Annotated in this window: 17 protein-coding genes; 11 read left to right on the forward strand and 6 right to left on the reverse strand. The window is 59.8% G+C overall.

All coding sequences use genetic code 11. The features are described from left to right. Positions 1–2 precede the first annotated feature (2 nt). Positions 3–359 carry a hypothetical protein gene (locus ACM2ZB_RS16670; RefSeq protein ID WP_416056279.1) on the reverse strand — a complete coding sequence of 119 codons (357 nt, stop codon included), beginning with the start codon at positions 357–359 and terminating at the stop codon, positions 3–5. Between the two features lie 599 nt (positions 360–958). Beyond that, complete coding sequence (gene arsH, locus ACM2ZB_RS16675) at positions 959–1,687, reverse strand: arsenical resistance protein ArsH (RefSeq protein WP_416056280.1); 729 nt, start codon at positions 1,685–1,687, stop codon at positions 959–961. Positions 1,688–1,704: 17 nt separating this feature from the next. Here arsH and ACM2ZB_RS16680 point away from each other — a divergent pair, with 17 nt between their 5' ends. The 3 genes from ACM2ZB_RS16680 to arsB are packed head-to-tail and all read left to right on the forward strand — an operon-like array spanning position 1,705 to position 3,620. Next, the gene (locus ACM2ZB_RS16680; RefSeq protein ID WP_416058568.1) at positions 1,705–2,034 is read left to right on the forward strand and encodes an ArsR/SmtB family transcription factor; all 330 of its coding nucleotides are present in this window, start codon (positions 1,705–1,707) and stop codon (positions 2,032–2,034) included. 36 nt (positions 2,035–2,070) lie between these two features. Next, complete coding sequence (locus ACM2ZB_RS16685; RefSeq protein ID WP_416056281.1) at positions 2,071–2,574, forward strand: arsenate reductase ArsC; 504 nt, start codon at positions 2,071–2,073, stop codon at positions 2,572–2,574. A gap of 14 nt (positions 2,575–2,588) precedes the next feature. Next, positions 2,589–3,620 (forward strand): ACR3 family arsenite efflux transporter, encoded by a 1,032-nt coding sequence (arsB, locus tag ACM2ZB_RS16690; protein ID WP_416056282.1) that lies wholly within the window; start codon positions 2,589–2,591, stop codon positions 3,618–3,620. A 110-nt stretch (positions 3,621–3,730) separates the two neighbouring features. On the opposite strand, the gene ACM2ZB_RS16695 is transcribed toward arsB, so the two are convergent. After that, positions 3,731–4,459 carry a hypothetical protein gene (locus tag ACM2ZB_RS16695; protein ID WP_416056283.1) on the reverse strand — a complete coding sequence of 243 codons (729 nt, stop codon included), beginning with the start codon at positions 4,457–4,459 and terminating at the stop codon, positions 3,731–3,733. Between the two features lie 196 nt (positions 4,460–4,655). Beyond that, complete coding sequence (locus ACM2ZB_RS16700; protein ID WP_416056284.1) at positions 4,656–5,435, reverse strand: hypothetical protein; 780 nt, start codon at positions 5,433–5,435, stop codon at positions 4,656–4,658. Between the two features lie 731 nt (positions 5,436–6,166). Here ACM2ZB_RS16700 and drt2 point away from each other — a divergent pair. Continuing rightward, positions 6,167–7,432: an antiviral reverse transcriptase Drt2 gene (drt2, locus tag ACM2ZB_RS16705; RefSeq protein WP_197581950.1), complete on the forward strand. Its 1,266-nt coding sequence runs from the start codon at positions 6,167–6,169 to the stop codon at positions 7,430–7,432. Positions 7,433–7,695: 263 nt separating this feature from the next. On the opposite strand, the gene ACM2ZB_RS16710 is transcribed toward drt2, so the two are convergent. After that, complete coding sequence (locus tag ACM2ZB_RS16710; RefSeq protein WP_416058569.1) at positions 7,696–8,520, reverse strand: AraC family transcriptional regulator N-terminal domain-containing protein; 825 nt, start codon at positions 8,518–8,520, stop codon at positions 7,696–7,698. A gap of 221 nt (positions 8,521–8,741) precedes the next feature. Between ACM2ZB_RS16710 and ACM2ZB_RS16715 the strand changes: the two genes are divergently transcribed. The 6 genes from ACM2ZB_RS16715 (at position 8,742) to ACM2ZB_RS16740 (ending at position 12,223) form a co-directional block, all read left to right on the forward strand. Continuing rightward, positions 8,742–9,485, forward strand: a complete 744-nt coding sequence (locus tag ACM2ZB_RS16715; RefSeq protein WP_416056285.1) for an SDR family NAD(P)-dependent oxidoreductase — start codon at positions 8,742–8,744, stop codon at positions 9,483–9,485. Positions 9,486–9,504: 19 nt separating this feature from the next. Next, entirely contained in the window at positions 9,505–9,909 is a 405-nt protein-coding gene (locus ACM2ZB_RS16720) for a VOC family protein (protein WP_416056286.1), read from the forward strand. Beyond that, positions 9,902–10,255 (forward strand): nuclear transport factor 2 family protein, encoded by a 354-nt coding sequence (locus tag ACM2ZB_RS16725; protein WP_416056287.1) that lies wholly within the window; start codon positions 9,902–9,904, stop codon positions 10,253–10,255. The genes ACM2ZB_RS16720 and ACM2ZB_RS16725 overlap by 8 nt, the downstream gene beginning before the upstream one ends. An 18-nt stretch (positions 10,256–10,273) precedes the next feature. Continuing rightward, complete coding sequence (locus tag ACM2ZB_RS16730; protein WP_416056288.1) at positions 10,274–11,290, forward strand: saccharopine dehydrogenase NADP-binding domain-containing protein; 1,017 nt, start codon at positions 10,274–10,276, stop codon at positions 11,288–11,290. Position 11,291: 1 nt separating this feature from the next. Next, a complete protein-coding gene (locus tag ACM2ZB_RS16735) occupies positions 11,292–11,762 on the forward strand; it encodes a nuclear transport factor 2 family protein (protein ID WP_416056289.1) in 471 nt (156 codons plus the stop codon). Positions 11,763–11,845: 83 nt separating this feature from the next. Beyond that, positions 11,846–12,223 carry an SDR family oxidoreductase gene (locus ACM2ZB_RS16740; protein ID WP_416056290.1) on the forward strand — a complete coding sequence of 126 codons (378 nt, stop codon included), beginning with the start codon at positions 11,846–11,848 and terminating at the stop codon, positions 12,221–12,223. Positions 12,224–13,503: 1,280 nt separating this feature from the next. On the opposite strand, the gene ACM2ZB_RS16745 is transcribed toward ACM2ZB_RS16740, so the two are convergent. Then, entirely contained in the window at positions 13,504–13,731 is a 228-nt protein-coding gene (locus ACM2ZB_RS16745; RefSeq protein ID WP_416056291.1) for a hypothetical protein, read from the reverse strand. 148 nt (positions 13,732–13,879) lie between these two features. On the opposite strand from ACM2ZB_RS16745, the gene ACM2ZB_RS16750 reads away from it, so the two are divergent. Then, the gene (locus tag ACM2ZB_RS16750) at positions 13,880–14,167 is read left to right on the forward strand and encodes a hypothetical protein (RefSeq protein ID WP_100049924.1); all 288 of its coding nucleotides are present in this window, start codon (positions 13,880–13,882) and stop codon (positions 14,165–14,167) included. Positions 14,168–15,282 lie beyond the last annotated feature (1,115 nt).

Below are 15,282 nucleotides of genomic sequence, written 5' to 3' on the forward strand. Positions count from 1 at the left end.
CGTCAGCCCAGCGGGCGCACCCGTTCCTGGATGAACGCGGTAAGCGCCAGGGAAGCCATGGCCAGGCCTTCCATCACCCGTTCGCCTACGAACTGGTCGGGGTCACCGTTCTGGCGCGCGCGTTCGGCCGCCAGCAGGATTTCCTGCACGATGCGCTGGCCCGTCAGGGCGCAATCGGCATCGGCCAGGGCCATCTGCCGGCTGCGCAGGTGCTGGCGTTCCGGCCAGGGCTGGCCATCGGACGCAGCCCCGCCGCCGATGCTGTGCAGGATGGCGATGAGGCTGTTGGGATCCAGCGCGGGGGCGGGAGAGGGCGCTTCCTGGATGGGGCGCGGGGGAGGGGAATGCGGCTTGGTCATGGCTGGCTCCTTGCGTGCAGGCAGAAGCCGCCACCGATAAAGGTGGCGGACGATGCGTGGCTCGAAAACCGGATCACTGATATGGCCGGCGGGTACAAGACCCCCACGCACCGCCCGCCATAGCCGGCAGACGGATTGCCAGCCGGCACCACGCAGGGTGGTACCGGCTGGCAAGCGTAAACAACATCAGTGAATCGGGTTTTCGACGCCCGGCCACCCGTTGTCGGTGGCGATGCCAGAGTTGCCTGATGTTGTTAGGAGTGACAAGAGATTAGGGGCAATGCCGTCACAACCCAATGCTTTTTCGTATTTTTCTTATGGGGTGCGGAGTGAGCAGCCCACTGGTAGGCAGGGGGTTTGGCGCTTTTGCGACGAGTGCCGTAGATTGCCGATTGGGACGGCAGGATGTGGCAGATGCGACACGGCAATGGAGAAGGAAGGCCTCGGCGAACAGCATTCCTGAGCGGGATTGGGGCTGACTGCTTCTGGCCGTTAGCGGACGCAGTCTCCAACACCAGTTTCTGGCAAGCCGCCGCCTGGGTACCTCGCCTATGCAGTAACGGCGGGCCCGCGTTGATCGGCAGCACAGCCGCTGAGCATCAAGTGCCTGTAGCCCCAGCCGCGCGGGCCAACGCAGCCGCAACCTCGTCACCTTTGCGTTCGCTGTACCGGTCCACCAGGTAGTCTGAACGCCCTCGCGTCAGCAGAGTGAACTTCACCAGCTCCTCAACTACGTCCACTACACGGTCGTAGTACGGAGAAGGTTTCATTCGCCCATCGTCATCGAACTCCTGCCAGGCCTTCGCCACCGATGACTGGTTGGGAATGGTCAACATGCGCATCCAGCGGCCGAGCACCCGCAGGGTGTTGACCGTATTGAACGATTGGGAGCCACCGCTCACCTGCATCACCGCCAGCGTCCGGCCCTGCGTGGGGCGCACACTGCCATCCTCCAACGGCAACCAGTCGATCTGGTTCTTGAACACGCCAGTGACGGTTCCATGTCGCTCTGGCGAAACCCAGACCTGTCCCTCGGACCACAGTGACCATTCCCGCAGCCGCTGAACTTCGGGGTGGCTCTTGTCCACGCTGTCCAGCATAGGCAGCCCATGGGCATCGAACACACGGGTGTCGCAGCCCATGTGGCGCAGAAGCCGCTCGGCTTCCAGGGCCAGCTTTCGGCTGAACGACTGCGGCCTCAGCGAGCCGTATAGCAGCAGGATCCTGGGCGGGCCCTGGTCTGCGGCAGCAAGAAGACGGTGGTCGGGCCGGGGTAGCGAGGCCGCCGCCAGGTTCGGTAGTTCGGCACTTGTGATTGGCTCTTTCATTCGATTATTCTAGAAATATGGAAACATCAAATGCAATCTCTGCTCTGACCGCCTTGGGTCATACCACTAGGCTGGCCGCCTTCCGTCTGCTGGTGGAAGCTGGAACAGCGGGGCGCATGGCTGGCGACATCGCTACGGCCCTGCAGGTACCGCCGGCAACACTGAGCTTCCACTTGAAAGAGTTGGTACAGGCCGGCCTGGTGGAGAGCGAGAGCCAAGGTCGGAATGTTTGCTACCGCGCCAACTTTGCTGCCATGACTGGCTTGATCGAGTACCTCACGCACAACTGCTGTGCAGGCTCGCCGAGCGAGCACTGCGTACCGACTGTTCCCGAGTGCAACTGCTGAAACCGCACGTTCCCTTCTTACCAAAGCGATTGCGCGATGAAACGTAACGTCTTGTTTCTCTGTACAGGCAATAGTGCGCGAAGCGTCCTTGCTGAAGCCACGCTACGCGCGTGGGGCGGCCAGGAGTTCAGCGCGTTCAGCGCCGGCAGCCATCCTACGGGCTGCATCAATCAGTTTGCCCTCGCACAGCTGCAGGCCGAGGGGATACCCGTCGATGGTCTGCGCAGCAAGTCATGGGATGAGTTCGTGGATACCGCGCCAATGGACCTGGTGATCACTGTATGCGATTCAGCTGCAGCAGAATCCTGCCCTGTAGCCTTCGGGGATTTCATCCGCAGCCACTGGGGCTTGCAGGATCCGGCTGCGGTAGAAGGCAGTGATAGTGAGAAGGCTGCAGCGTTTGCACGGGCTCACACCATCGTGAAGATTCGCCTGCGTGCTCTACTCGCGTTGCCAGAAACGCTATGGAAGGATCGCTTGGCGCTTCAAGGCGCGCTGGACCAGATCGGCCAGTTGCAGCCGGTAAACGCCTCACCGTGAAGCCGTCTCCAGCCATGGGCCTGTTCGAGCGCTACCTGACTCTGTGGGTGGCGCTGTGCATTGCGGCCGGGACCTTGCTTGGACATTTCCTGCCTGGCGCCTTTGCCACGCTTGCATCGGCGGAGGTGGCCGAGGTCAACCTGCCGATCGCGGTGCTGATCTGGTTGATGATCATCCCGATGCTGCTGAGGGTGGATTTCGGTGCGATGCGCCAGCTGCAGCAGCATTGGAAAGGTATCGGGGTTACGTTGTTCATCAACTGGGCTGTTAAGCCCTTTTCGATGGCACTGCTGGGGTGGGTGTTTCTTCGCTACGTCTTCGCAGATTGGTTGCCTGCTGGGCAGACTGACAGCTACATCGCTGGCCTGATCCTGCTGGCAGCTGCGCCTTGCACTGCGATGGTGTTCGTGTGGAGTAATCTCTGCCGCGGCGATGCGAATTTTACGCTGAGTCAGGTTGCGCTGAACGACGCGATCATGGTCGTTGCCTATGCACCCGTAGTTGCGTTGCTGTTGGGGATTTCCGCGATCACTGTGCCATGGGATACGCTGCTGCTGTCTGTCGGCATGTACATTGTCGCGCCTGTAGTGGTGGCTGCGCTGCTACGGCAGTGGATGCTCTCGCGCAGCGGGGACACTGGTCTGCAGGTTGTGCTGCACCGGCTCGGGCCAGCTTCGCTGTCTGCCCTGCTGCTTACCCTGGTGCTGCTGTTCGGCTTCCAAGGGCAGCAGATCGTCAAACAGCCCCTGGTTATCGCACTGATCGCTGTCCCCATCCTGATCCAGGTTTACTTCACCTCGGGCCTGGCCTATCTCCTCAACCGTCGCCTGGGTGTAGCTCACTGCGTTGCTGGACCATCCGCACTGATTGGAGCGAGCAACTTCTTTGAGCTGGCGGTGGCGACGGCCGTGGGACTTTTCGGAGTGCATTCCGGAGCCGCACTGGCTACGATGGTGGGCGTATTGATCGAGGTGCCGGTAATGCTCTCGGTGGTTCGCATCGTCAACCGGACTCAAGACTGGTATGAGGCTCGGAACGGGATCTGACAGAACAACACTCTCAATGCAACGTCCGCTTCTGGCCGGAAGCGGACACTGCGCCAGTGGTCGATTTCCTGCCACCAGGAAGATGACGTTGCGGATGAATTCTCACGGGTCTAGATCCGCATATTTAGTCCCATCGGATACAACGTGGAAGTCTTGATCAGTTGCCTTTCGATCATTTTGGCTGAGGCCTCAGGGATCCCATAAGCCGAGATGTCGTGCACACAGATCACGTTCTGGCCCTGCATCCCCCGCATAGCCTCGTGAAAGCGGCGGTTCGAGTTCTTTTCCAGCGCTTCTTCAACGTGCTCCATGTATCTTTGCTGCCACGAGCGCCGAGATCGGCCGACATAGCTCATGCCTTTGATCGTCTCGTAGCCGATACGGCTTTTGGTGAAAACAAACGCCTTAACTTGCTCTTCTGCAGTTCCACTCTTTTTAATTCTCTCAAGCTCTTCTTGAGTGAACAGTGGCCGTTTGTAGGTATGCCGATAGACGATGTGATCACCGGTAGGTGTGTACTCCGTCGAGCAGTAAAGCAGGGGCACGCACACCAGTGTGCTGCCTCCGAACAAGCGATGTTTGCTTTCAGCGAAAAAACTGACCCCGCTCATATGACCGGGCTCCAGCATCAAAGTGAAAATCGAAGACCCGGTGTCCACGTCGTGATGGCCGATAAGCCGGATACCCGTGTGCGGGACACCTGTGGTCGCTGAATCACGAAGTTCGCCTTTGAGGACATTCACGCCTTGGTACCGCATGACCGCGTCCATGGCGACATCCACGTCGAAATGGGGGCCGAAGAAGAGACGCAGAACGTCAGGGTTGAGAAAGCTCGACATGTGCGAGTGAGAAGGTTACTGAGGTGAATCAAGTATGCCTGTTGCCAAATAGTATCTGTAGTATGCCTTGTCGAAAATACGTGCCTTCGAACCGAGACACTCCGAAGTGCTCAATTAACGTCCAATCATGTGACGTCACATGGATCGGAATGGGTACGAAGCGGATCCCGCCTCAGCGAACCATGGAAGCAAGGTTCTATTCGGAGTGCGGCGGATGACTCCTTGTCGTATGCACGCCAGAAGCCTTTTGTGTCGATTCCGCAACTTCCGGTAGCGCGGGCAACCAGTCTCTGTACTGATCGAACGCTTCCTTGAAATTTGCCCTGTTCTCTTCTGCCTCGATTCCGTAGATGCTGAAGAGTGCAATGGTTCCTACTGGAACACCCTTGGGAGCTCGGCCGGCTTTACGCATGTTCTCTTCGTGGAGCACGGCACGCAGGGACTCTTTGTGATCAGTCCGCAGGTAGTTCGCCAAGTTCGAGATCTCTTGGTAGACCTTGCCTGCGTAATCGAATGCTTCGCCTGTCGTTGGAATCTCGCCTTTGTGGAGCGCCGCGTTCCGGGCAGTAGCCAGTTTCTTGTCGAACTCGTAGGGCTTTCCGGTCGCAGCAAGATAGAGAAACAAGAAAGCACCGAACTGCCGCTCAGACTGCGAGGCCACCTCCTTCCACGAAGCCTCGAAGTTGCCCGGATCAACACCGCTGGACCGGGCGAAGACACGGATCGCAAGCTCGAAAAGTCGCTCGCGCGACGCAGCCAGGCATGCCACAGCTTGAAGCGTCTGATCATGGATCAATGCGTCTGCGGCAGCGGTCAGCAGCGTTTCGAACTTTGGGTTCTGGACGATGGAGAATGCTGCGTGGCCGAGCGGACATGTGGCCTCGACCGTGTGTCCATCGTAGTAGTCGCCTACAAACAGGTACGGTTGGACGCTGCTCGACTTGGTGCACTCAACGCACTGCAACAACGATTTCATCCAGGAACCTACCTCGTAGCAGAACTGATCGACACTAATTTGGGTGATCGAATCGCGTGAGCGTGCTTAGTCAAGTACACCGGCCCGGCCGATCTCGATCAGCTCGTCCGCGTCCGCTCGGTCGGCATGATGATGCCATACGATTGCTTGGAGTTCCCCCTAGAGTCTGCTTCTGGCCGAAAGCGGACGCGCCGACGCAGGAGGGTGCCACCACGGGTGCTGGCGTCTACTCTCGACCCCACCAAGCCACTCACGAAGAGCTACGAACAACTGCCCATGACCTGTTTCAGGCTCCTCGTCGGCGTCCGTGAGACTGGCGCGTACGCTGCCAAGCTGGACCCATACCACAGCATGACGGTCCTGCTCGAAGCCTTACTTTGGTCAGTGCATAAGCGGCTGGTTGATTCCCAGTCGATGAAGTGCTAAAAATGTGACGCCCATTCAGTTTTCTGCGAATGGGGCAGTGCTTAGCACGCCAGGAGAGCGACCGCAGCATGCTGCGACCGCCACCCGGACGAGGTGAGCGACAAGGCTCGACATCAGTTCGACCGCAATCGTGACCATAAGTTCCTCCGAAACGTGGCTACACAACAATCTTGTGTCTATGCGGTTAAGCGCGGTTACCGGCCGCGTGGGTAGGGTCTCCATAGATGGAACCTGTGCAGTACCAATCAGGGGGGGTAAAGGTCGCCGCAGCCTGCCTCGCCCTGTAGAAAACAGGTCAGTTCAGCATGGGTAAGGAAATCCCAAAGTCAGCTCTCGAAGCTGCATATGTGCACAGGAAGTACGTGCACTTCGACACCCCTCTCTCTCGCCTAGCGTGCAAGCAGCTTGTGTGTGACCCGGAGGCAGTTAGGCAACACTCTTTTTATCCCTTTATCCGCCATGACAATGTCAGGAACAAGTTCAAGCGGATCGGACCCGGTTTAGTAAAGAAAAGCAAGAAGGTCCGGGAGATAAGGTACGCGGCTCATGCGGATGCCGCGATTTACGCCTACTACAACTTTCTGTTGACGGAGCGCCTAGAGGTTGAGCTGAAGGCTCGAGGCCTCAGCGAGAACGTCATCGCCTTTCGTGCACTCAAGAAGTCCAATGTCGATTTCGCCCAAGAAGCGTTTGAGTGGATCGATTGCCATCGCCCGTGTACCGCGCTCGGATTTGACGTCAGGGACTTTTTTGGGTCATTGAATCACCGGCTGCTTCGGGATCAGTGGGCATCTTTGATGGGCTTCCAAAGCCTGCCCGGTGACCACTTTGCGGTGTTCAAGTCCTTAACTAGGCACGCCTCAGTCGAGCTTATAGCCGCAAGACGGGCGCTTGACTTGAGTCGCACAAGCCTAGGGCGTCTTGACCGGCTATGTGACGCTACCGCATTCCGAAATGCTATCCGTGGTGGAAATCTGATCGAAGTGAACGCGAAAGATCGAGGAATACCTCAAGGGTCGCCAATCAGTGCTGCCCTATCCAATATCTACATGCTCCCCTTCGACGAAAAGGTGAAAGCGGTGATCGAAGGTCTTGGAGGGTTGTACCGAAGGTATTGCGACGACATCTTGGTAATTGTGCCGGGCGCGGATGTTGAAGCTATTTGTAAGCTGGTTGAATCAGAGTTGGCTGCACTGGCGCTTACAATTCAAGACACTAAGACGGTCAAAAGTCATTTCGATGCAGGAAAAGGGCCGGTGCCGCTCCCGTATCTAGGCCTCACCTATGACGGCGCTCAAGTTTTTCTGCGAGCCTCAGGCATCTCCCGCTTCTATGTCAAGATGCGAAGAGGGGTTAAACAGTTTCGGGATGCCAAGAGAACCGACGGAGGCGTCGCTCTACTCGTGCAGCGGCGCAAGAATCTCTTAAATCGTTATTCCGAGCACGCGCCCAAGAATGGCCGAAGCTTCCTTAAATACGCAAAAATGGCGGCGCGCAGGACAGGATCGAACGTCATTGGCAGCCAACTGAGAGCACATCGCAAGCGCCTGAAGTCGCTGATTGAGCATTGATTCAGCTGCCGAGTGCCAGAGGCTTGGTCCAGGTCCGCAAGCGTCGGTTCGCTGAGACGCGCTGGTCCGGGCCTGCCGCCTGCATGCTTTCGCCCAAGGCAGGCGCGCGCGCACTCCTGGCAGTGGGCGCATCCTAGCGTACAGTTGGGATGCCCAATGAATTCACGCAGGCACGGCCGCTTCTGGCCGTAAACGGACACCCCAGTAGCAAGCGCAGCAAGTCTACGGAAACGGGCCCCAAACACCTCCATCGTGGAGGGCAGCTACTCCGGCAACTGCATGCGCCGACTGGCCATCATCCGTGCCATATCCTGCGACGGCGGCAATCCAAACGCGCGTGCATATTCCCGGCTGAACTGTGTGGGACTCTCATAGCCGACTTCCATCGCTGTCGTCGTAACGCCTTTGCCATGGGTCGCCAGCATCTGACGCGCTCGCAGCAGGCGCAGTTGCTTCTGGTACTGCAGAGGGCTGAGCGCCGTCGCAGCCTTGAAGTGCCGGTGGAATGCCGATTCACTCATTGCTACCTGCTGGGCGAGTGAGGCAACGCGCAACGGCTTTGAAAAGTCGTGGCGGATGCGCTGGATGGCACTGCTGATGCGGGCCAGTGCGGAGTCTGGCGTCGCCAACTGCCGCAACATGCAGCCATGCGGCCCCTGCAATACGCGATAGAGGATCTCCCGCTCGTATACCGGAGCCAGCGCCGGAATGTCGGAGCGTTGCTCCATCAGGCGCAGCATCCTCACCCATGCGTCCATCAGCTCGGGGGTTACCGCAGCGACATTGAAAGCCTCGGTCTGCGATGAAGGCACGCCGCGTCCACTGGCCTCATCGGTGGTGTCGCAGAGGAGAGTGGAAATGATGTCTGCATCCAGGGTGAGACTCACCGCCAGGTAAGGCTCCCCCGTAGGCGCCGGGTGCACCGCGCCGACGGCTGGCAGGTCCAGCGACATGATGAAGTAGGTCGCCGGGTCGTAGTGGAGGGTCTTCTCGCCCACCGTCATCGACTTGCTGCCCTGCAGGATCAGGTTGATCATCGGCTCATACACGGCGGCCAGCGCATGCTCGGGGATCTCGCCCTGAACCATGGCCACGCGGGGAATCCCGGTTTCAGTCCGGCGATTCTCGGCCTTTGCCGCCAAGCGGCGAAGCTCTTGCAGGGCGCTATCCATGCCGGCATTGGACACCCCGGGGATTGACCTTGCAAGGCAGAAAGCAGGAATAGGCAAGAATCGGGGAGGATCAGAACTGCGCCACCCGGCGCACCGGCCTAGCCTGTGCATCAACATTCATCGCACAGGATCGCTGCATGAAACACGTACTGATCACCGGCGGCAGCCGTGGCATCGGCGCCAGCGCGGCCCTCAACTGCGCGCAGCAAGGCATGGGCGTCGTGCTCACCTACAACGCCCAGCCGGACGCTGCCCAACAGCTTGTAACGCGCGTACGGGAAAACGGCGGCAGCGCCGTCGCCCTGCACCTGGATGTGGGCAAGACCGACAGCTTCGCGGCATTCGCTGCGCAGCTGGCGCAGACGCTGCAGGATACCTGGGGCGCAACCACACTTTCGGGTCTGGTCAACAACGCCGGCTTCGGTGTGTTCAATCCAATCGAGACGGTGAGTGAGGACCAGTTCGACAGCCTGTACAACGTGCATCTGAAAGGGCCGTTCTTTCTCACCCAGGCCTTGCTGCCGCTGCTGGCCACAGGTGCCAGCATCGTCAACATCACCAGCGCCACCACGCGTGTGGCAACCGCTGGGGTGGCGCCGTACGCCGCCTTCAAGGGCGGGCTGGAAGTGCTTACCCGCTACATGGCCAAGGAGTTTGGCGAAAGACGCATTCGCGTGAATGCGGTGGCACCGGGCGCGATCCGTACCGAGCTGGGCGGCGGCCTGAACGACGAATTCGAAGCATTGCTGGCTTCACAGACTGCATTGGGCAGGGTGGGTGAGCCGGACGATGTTGGTCGCGTCGTGGCCGGGCTTCTGGGTGATGGGTACGGCTGGGTAAATGCACAGACGCTGGAAGTGGCCGGTGGCTACAACATCTGACCTTCAACGGGAGACAGACATGCTGGACCATCTCTTTCTGACGGTGACAGACACCACACGGTCGGTCGCCTTCTACACTGCCGCGTTGGCGCCGTTGGGCATCGTCAACCGGCTCGACTACGACGGCCACCAGGGTCCGCCTGGTCACCCTGACCTGAAAGGCTTCGGTGGGCGTGGGCGCGTGTTCTTCTGGCTGAGGCAGGGAGTGGCCGCAGCGCAGGCCGTGCACGTCGGCTTCGTTGCCGACTCGACTGCCATGGTCGATGCCGCCTACGCCGCAGCCATCGCTGCAGGTGCTACCGAAATTCATCCCCCAGGCGCGCAGCTGCATTACGATCCACGCTACTACGCCGCGCAGGTACGTGATCCGGACGGCTACAGCCTCGAGTTCGTCTACAAGAGCTGGCAGCACGGCCATGAGTAAGGCTTCGGAGCTGCTGCCGTTGGAAGCCACCGTGAAAGCCCTCATTGTCGCGACCAATGCTTTCGATGTGGAGGCGGGCCTCGCGTTGTTCAGCGTAAACGCCGTGATCGATGACCCCTCGACCGGTCACACGTTCCGCGGACGCGCCGGCGTGCGGGACTACCTGGAACGCTACTTCGTCGGCTACCACACGGTCACCCGTCTGCTCTCGGTAACGGCATTGGGAAGGACCGGCATCCGCGCCCGCGTCGACTTCACCGGTGACTTCGGGCATGAGATCGGCCGGCTTGACCTTGCCGTGGATACGCACGGCAGGATTTCCCGCATTGATGCCGCACTTGAGTAGGGCGGCGAGGAACACACCATGAGCAGACTGATGATCTACGGTGCCGCCGGCTACACCGGGCGCATGGCAGCGGCACGCGCGAAGGCGGCCGGGCTGGACGTGGTCCTGGCGGGCCGCGACGAGGTACCGTTACGTGCCTTGGCGACCGTGCTGGGCGTCGAGTACCGCGTATTTCCCCTGGATATCGTGACCGATGTGGAGCGTGGGCTGCACGGAGTTACCGTGCTGCTCAACTGTGCCGGCCCGTTTGTGCATACAGCTGCGCCCTTGTTGGCGGCATGCCTGCGCACCGGTACCCACTATCTCGATATCGCCGCCGAGCTGGTCAGCTATGAGCTCGCTGCAGCGTTGGACCCGGATGCAGTGAAAGCAGGCGTGATGTTGATGCCGGGAAGCGGGGGCAGCGTGGCGATGCTGGGCAGCCTTGCCACGCGCGCGATGAAACAGATTGAGCGGCCGAGATCGCTTCGCATCGCGCTGCACGTCACCGGTGCGATGTCCCGGGGTTCGGCAACCAGTGCCAGCGAGCAGATCACCGCGCACTGCCTGATGCGCAGGGGCGGCGAGCTTGTTGGTCGTGACCCACGCGAGCTGCGCGATTTTGATTTTGGCAACGGTGCATCCAGCTGTTTCCCCGTGACCCTGCCTGATCTGATCACTATTGCCCGCCAAAGCGGCGTGGCCGATATCGAAACCTACGTGCACGTGTCCGGAATCGCATTCCCCGACGGGGGAAGTGAAGCATTGCCAGACGGCCCCACCGACCAGGAACGCGCCGAAAACCGCTACCACGCCGCAGTCGAAGTCATGGATGCCGACGGTTCGACCGCCTATGCCGTGCTGGATACCGTGAACGGATACAGCTTCACCCCTCTGGCCGCGATAGAGGCCGCGCGCCGTGTGCTGGCGGGTGAGGTGCGTGCGGGATTCCAGACACCGGTCGACATCTTTGGCAGTGGCTTTGCCGAATCCATCGCCGACACCCGTATCACTCTGCAGGGCGCGCGAGTGGCCACACACTCTAAGGAATCTTGAAATGTCAGTTCCCAGCACTACCGAGCATCTCGCCAGCGACAAGCAATCCGTTCTGGAGGCTCTTTACCGTTTTGCCGCAGGCATCGACCTGCGCGATCGCGCTCTGCTCGCGTCTGCGTTCGCCGAGAACGCGATCTCCGATTTCCGCCCAGCGGCCGCCAAAGCCGGATTCGAGTACCCGATCCTGCAAGGCCGGGACATCATCGTTGAAGCACTGGCGAGCTCGCTCAGCCAGGTTGATACAACCCACTCCATCAGCAACCCTCGCGTGATGATTGATGGGGACGGTGCCAGCGTAGACATGCTGGTGGAGGCCCAGCATGTGTCCCGCGACGACCCAGGCAGCCACTACCTGATGAAGAATCGCTACGACGTTGCGCTTTCCCGGAGGGGCGATGTGTGGGTGATCGAGCAGGTGACTGTAGACAACGTCTGGCGTACCGGGAACCCGCGCGCACTCGGGTTGGTCTGATGTGAGACTGCCTTGCGGCTGCGAATGGGCTCGGTTGGTCAGCCGTGGGCAATACGATGCAGTAAGTAGCTTCACACGGGGCGGTGGCGCGATGTCCGCTTCTGGCCGATGGCGGCGCCATCATCAACATCGCCACCAGCCTGACCCGGCATGCGGCAGCGAGCAGCCTTGCGTACGCGGCAATGAAGAGCGCGCTGGAGACGGCGACCCGCTATCTCGCGCTGGAGCTGAGGCCGAGGGGCATCGCGGTGAACTCCATGGCGCCTGGCGCCACCGAGACCGATTTCTTCGGCGATGCTGTGCGCGACGATGCATCTGTGAACCAATACGTGGCACAGCACACGGCGATGGGACGTACGGGGTGCCCCCACGACATCGGCAAGGCCGTGGCAATCCTGCTGGCAGGAAGTGGTCGTTGGATCACCGGCCAGCGCACGCCTGGGCTTGGAAGTTGGGCGTGATGCGACCTGAGGCGGACATCTGGAATACACCGAATATATCTTCCAGGTTCCCAGTCATGCGCGGTATCTGTTTGCTGCTGGGTACAGGTGGGCGCAGTCATCATCCGCGATTACGCAGTCTTGGTCGCCTCCTTCAACGCCGAACCTACTGCTTGGGGGCAGCAGCCACGTCGCGAAGAAGACTGCTGCAGTCAGCGCGCCCTGGCCGAGCTGTCGGCCTTGATGGAACGCTAGTCAAAACGCAGCGGATCGCTAAGGTTACTCAGGTGACGCGACAAAAAGCCTATACGGCTTCTCCCGTTCTCATTCCGAAGCCGAGCCCACCATGCCGCAATTGCTAAAGCCTGCCAAGCAGCTCAGGCCTTGGCATCACGCGGCCTGCGCTTGACCTTCGCCAGCTCGAGGCCGTGAGATCGGACTAGCCTCCGACCGGGTGACGACCCGCAATCGCTCCCATTGTGAAGGCGTATCCAGCGTCTTCCAGCATTGATCGCAGCCGCATTTCTGCTCGCCGCGGCATGGGAAGACCACGTGACGCATACAGCACATAGACAACATGACCGTCCGGGCCATGTTCCCTGCGCACGCTGCAGGTATTCGTCTCGGCGGCATCTGACCAAACGGCCTTCAGCGTCTCTGGACCGATGGACTGCCCATTCCGCAGGCGAAAGCTAAGCCAACGTACGCTTACCGGGTCGTACTTTTCTAGGTCAGCCATTGGGCACCTTCAATACGGCGATGGAGATCGTCCAACACAACCGGTTCTATCCGTGGATGCTCGTCAACACAGGACATGGGCAGATCAATCCGAGTTGATCGCCTAACCAAGGCCGGAGAAGCGCATGACAAGTCAATCCACCACCCTTCGGGAAGGCGCAAGCCCCTCCCGTTTCTGTCGTAGATGCTGATGAAGAAAGGCATATGGACGACCGAATCCCTGTAGAAGGTCAGCCATGCCCAGTCGGGGCGACGCGACTGGCGCACAGGAAGACCTGAGCCTCGTCTTGCTGAACCTTCAAGAACGAATCAAGCCAACGGACAGCGGCACCGCGATTCTCGATGATCCTTCCGAGCTCTTCAGTAAGGCAGCGTGCGCACTCCATTCCACCAGGGCTCGGGGAATGACAAGAACGGCAAAGCCCCATGGTCGTCGTAATCGCTGGGCGAGACTGATACATGATCTTGGTCATCAAACCAACCGCTTTCTCATGCAATGCCATGATCTCTGATTCCTGCTGAGCCAGAAGAAAGCCGCGCTACGCGCGGCTCCTCGTTATGCCCTAGCGGCGAGCGTTTTGCTGTTCACCTTGCTTTTCCTTGTCACTTCCCTGTTTGCCGCCCTCCTGGCTGCTCTGCTGCTGCTTCTGCGGATCCTTCTCGCCCTTTCCATCGGGGCCGCCACCGAGCTCCTCGCCATTCACTTGGCCCTGTTGTCCCTGCTGCCCAGCTCGCTTGGCATCGCTGCTGTCGTTGGCACGCGGATCCTGACCCTGATTGACATTGTTCATACGTTACTCCACTGCAGCTAAGTGCTGCCCACTCACAGTCCTCTCTCCGCCGTTACGAAGGCGTACTGCAGCGTCCCATTTATGAACGAGGGCGCAAACAGCAGAGTGACTAAGCGAGTAGAGTCGGAGCCCCGAAAGGAGAACTGCCATGGAAAGCCCAAGAAACAAAGACTACGTCGATATAGACAGAGAACTTGCTCACTGGGAATTGGCATTCAATGCCGGGGCTCTTCCTGCGCTGAACTTTCGTCACGAGGTTGCGCCCGTAATTCGACTGGCCTGCGACATATACACCAGAAATCCACATGGCACCCAGGTTGCCTGGCTACACGACCTTCAGGAGCGTTTGGCAAAGCGGCCTAGCCTGCGAGGAAATCCCGGCGCTGAAGAGATCGCCGAAGGCTGCTGGAAGCTCATTTCCGTTTCCCCATTGTAGGATAGCGAATACGTCAGCAACCTCGAGCAGGCGCGAGGGACTATCGAACATGGTCGCACTTTGCTGCACACGCCAGAAGTGATAACGAGAGAGTCGTTGGCACAGCTCGGCTTGATGCGTCCTTCATCGGATTGACGATACGATGATGGTTCCTGGCTCTTCTCCGGCGCGAAATTGTTCGCTCCCGTGTCCAGCCCTCATATGGCCGGACCCCATGACCATGTCAATGTCGTTGCGGATCCTCAGGATCCAAGCTCTGTTGCGCATCAACGGCAGCCTCAAGAGCATCGAGACTGTCATCTGCAGTTGTCGGCTCTGCGGCAGAGAGTGCCGACTGTCGGCAGGCCGGGGGCTTGAAGAAGTTCCAACCGGCGTTCAGCTCACGTGTCCGACGTGCCACAACTCTGGGGACGTGCCAACAGCGCAGTTCTCGGCACAATGGGAAGAACAGTTGCGGCGTGATCGCATTCTGATCCGAGCAGGGATCAACCCTGACGATCTATATGGCCCCTGGATCTGATATCTCGGCGCCTGATGATCGTAACTGGCAGCGGGGAGCCGGCCACCAGCGACCTCGCGGCCGCTCGTTGTGTTCAGCCAAGCCGCCTGAGATTGACCAGCTGCCAACACGTCCTCTGGTGCGAAGGTCTCCTGCCTTCCATGCAGGGCCTCGCCAGGGGCAAGCGAGGCCTCCTTCCAGCGGCTGTACCCGCGTAACCTCCCTCGCGGACGCTTCTGGCATACGCTTTCGCCACCATACGCCTCGCCTGCTGCGAGCACCCACGCAGCACCAGCTCTGTCCCTATTGCCGACCGTGCTAGCGTTGCCTTCTCGTACCCAGTAGACGGAGAGCCGCCTGTCCATGCCGACCGTAACCACCAGCTCCGGAGACGTGGAAGCAGAGGTTTCCACACACTTGGGCTGGATCAAAGCGCTCGGGTTGGGGCTGCACGCGGCAATCGCTGCGCTCCCTGCCGCGAATGTGCTATCGCTCCTTTGGGAGCAGATGCTGCCGGAGACCTCGGACTGTCACGCTTCAACTGGGCACGCTCACTTCAACACTGCTCTTCAATTTGGACTTGGGCCAGCTGGAGCGCACATCAACGAAGCAGCCT

The organism is Stenotrophomonas maltophilia, from assembly GCF_047782825.1.
Lineage (GTDB): Bacteria > Pseudomonadota > Gammaproteobacteria > Xanthomonadales > Xanthomonadaceae > Stenotrophomonas.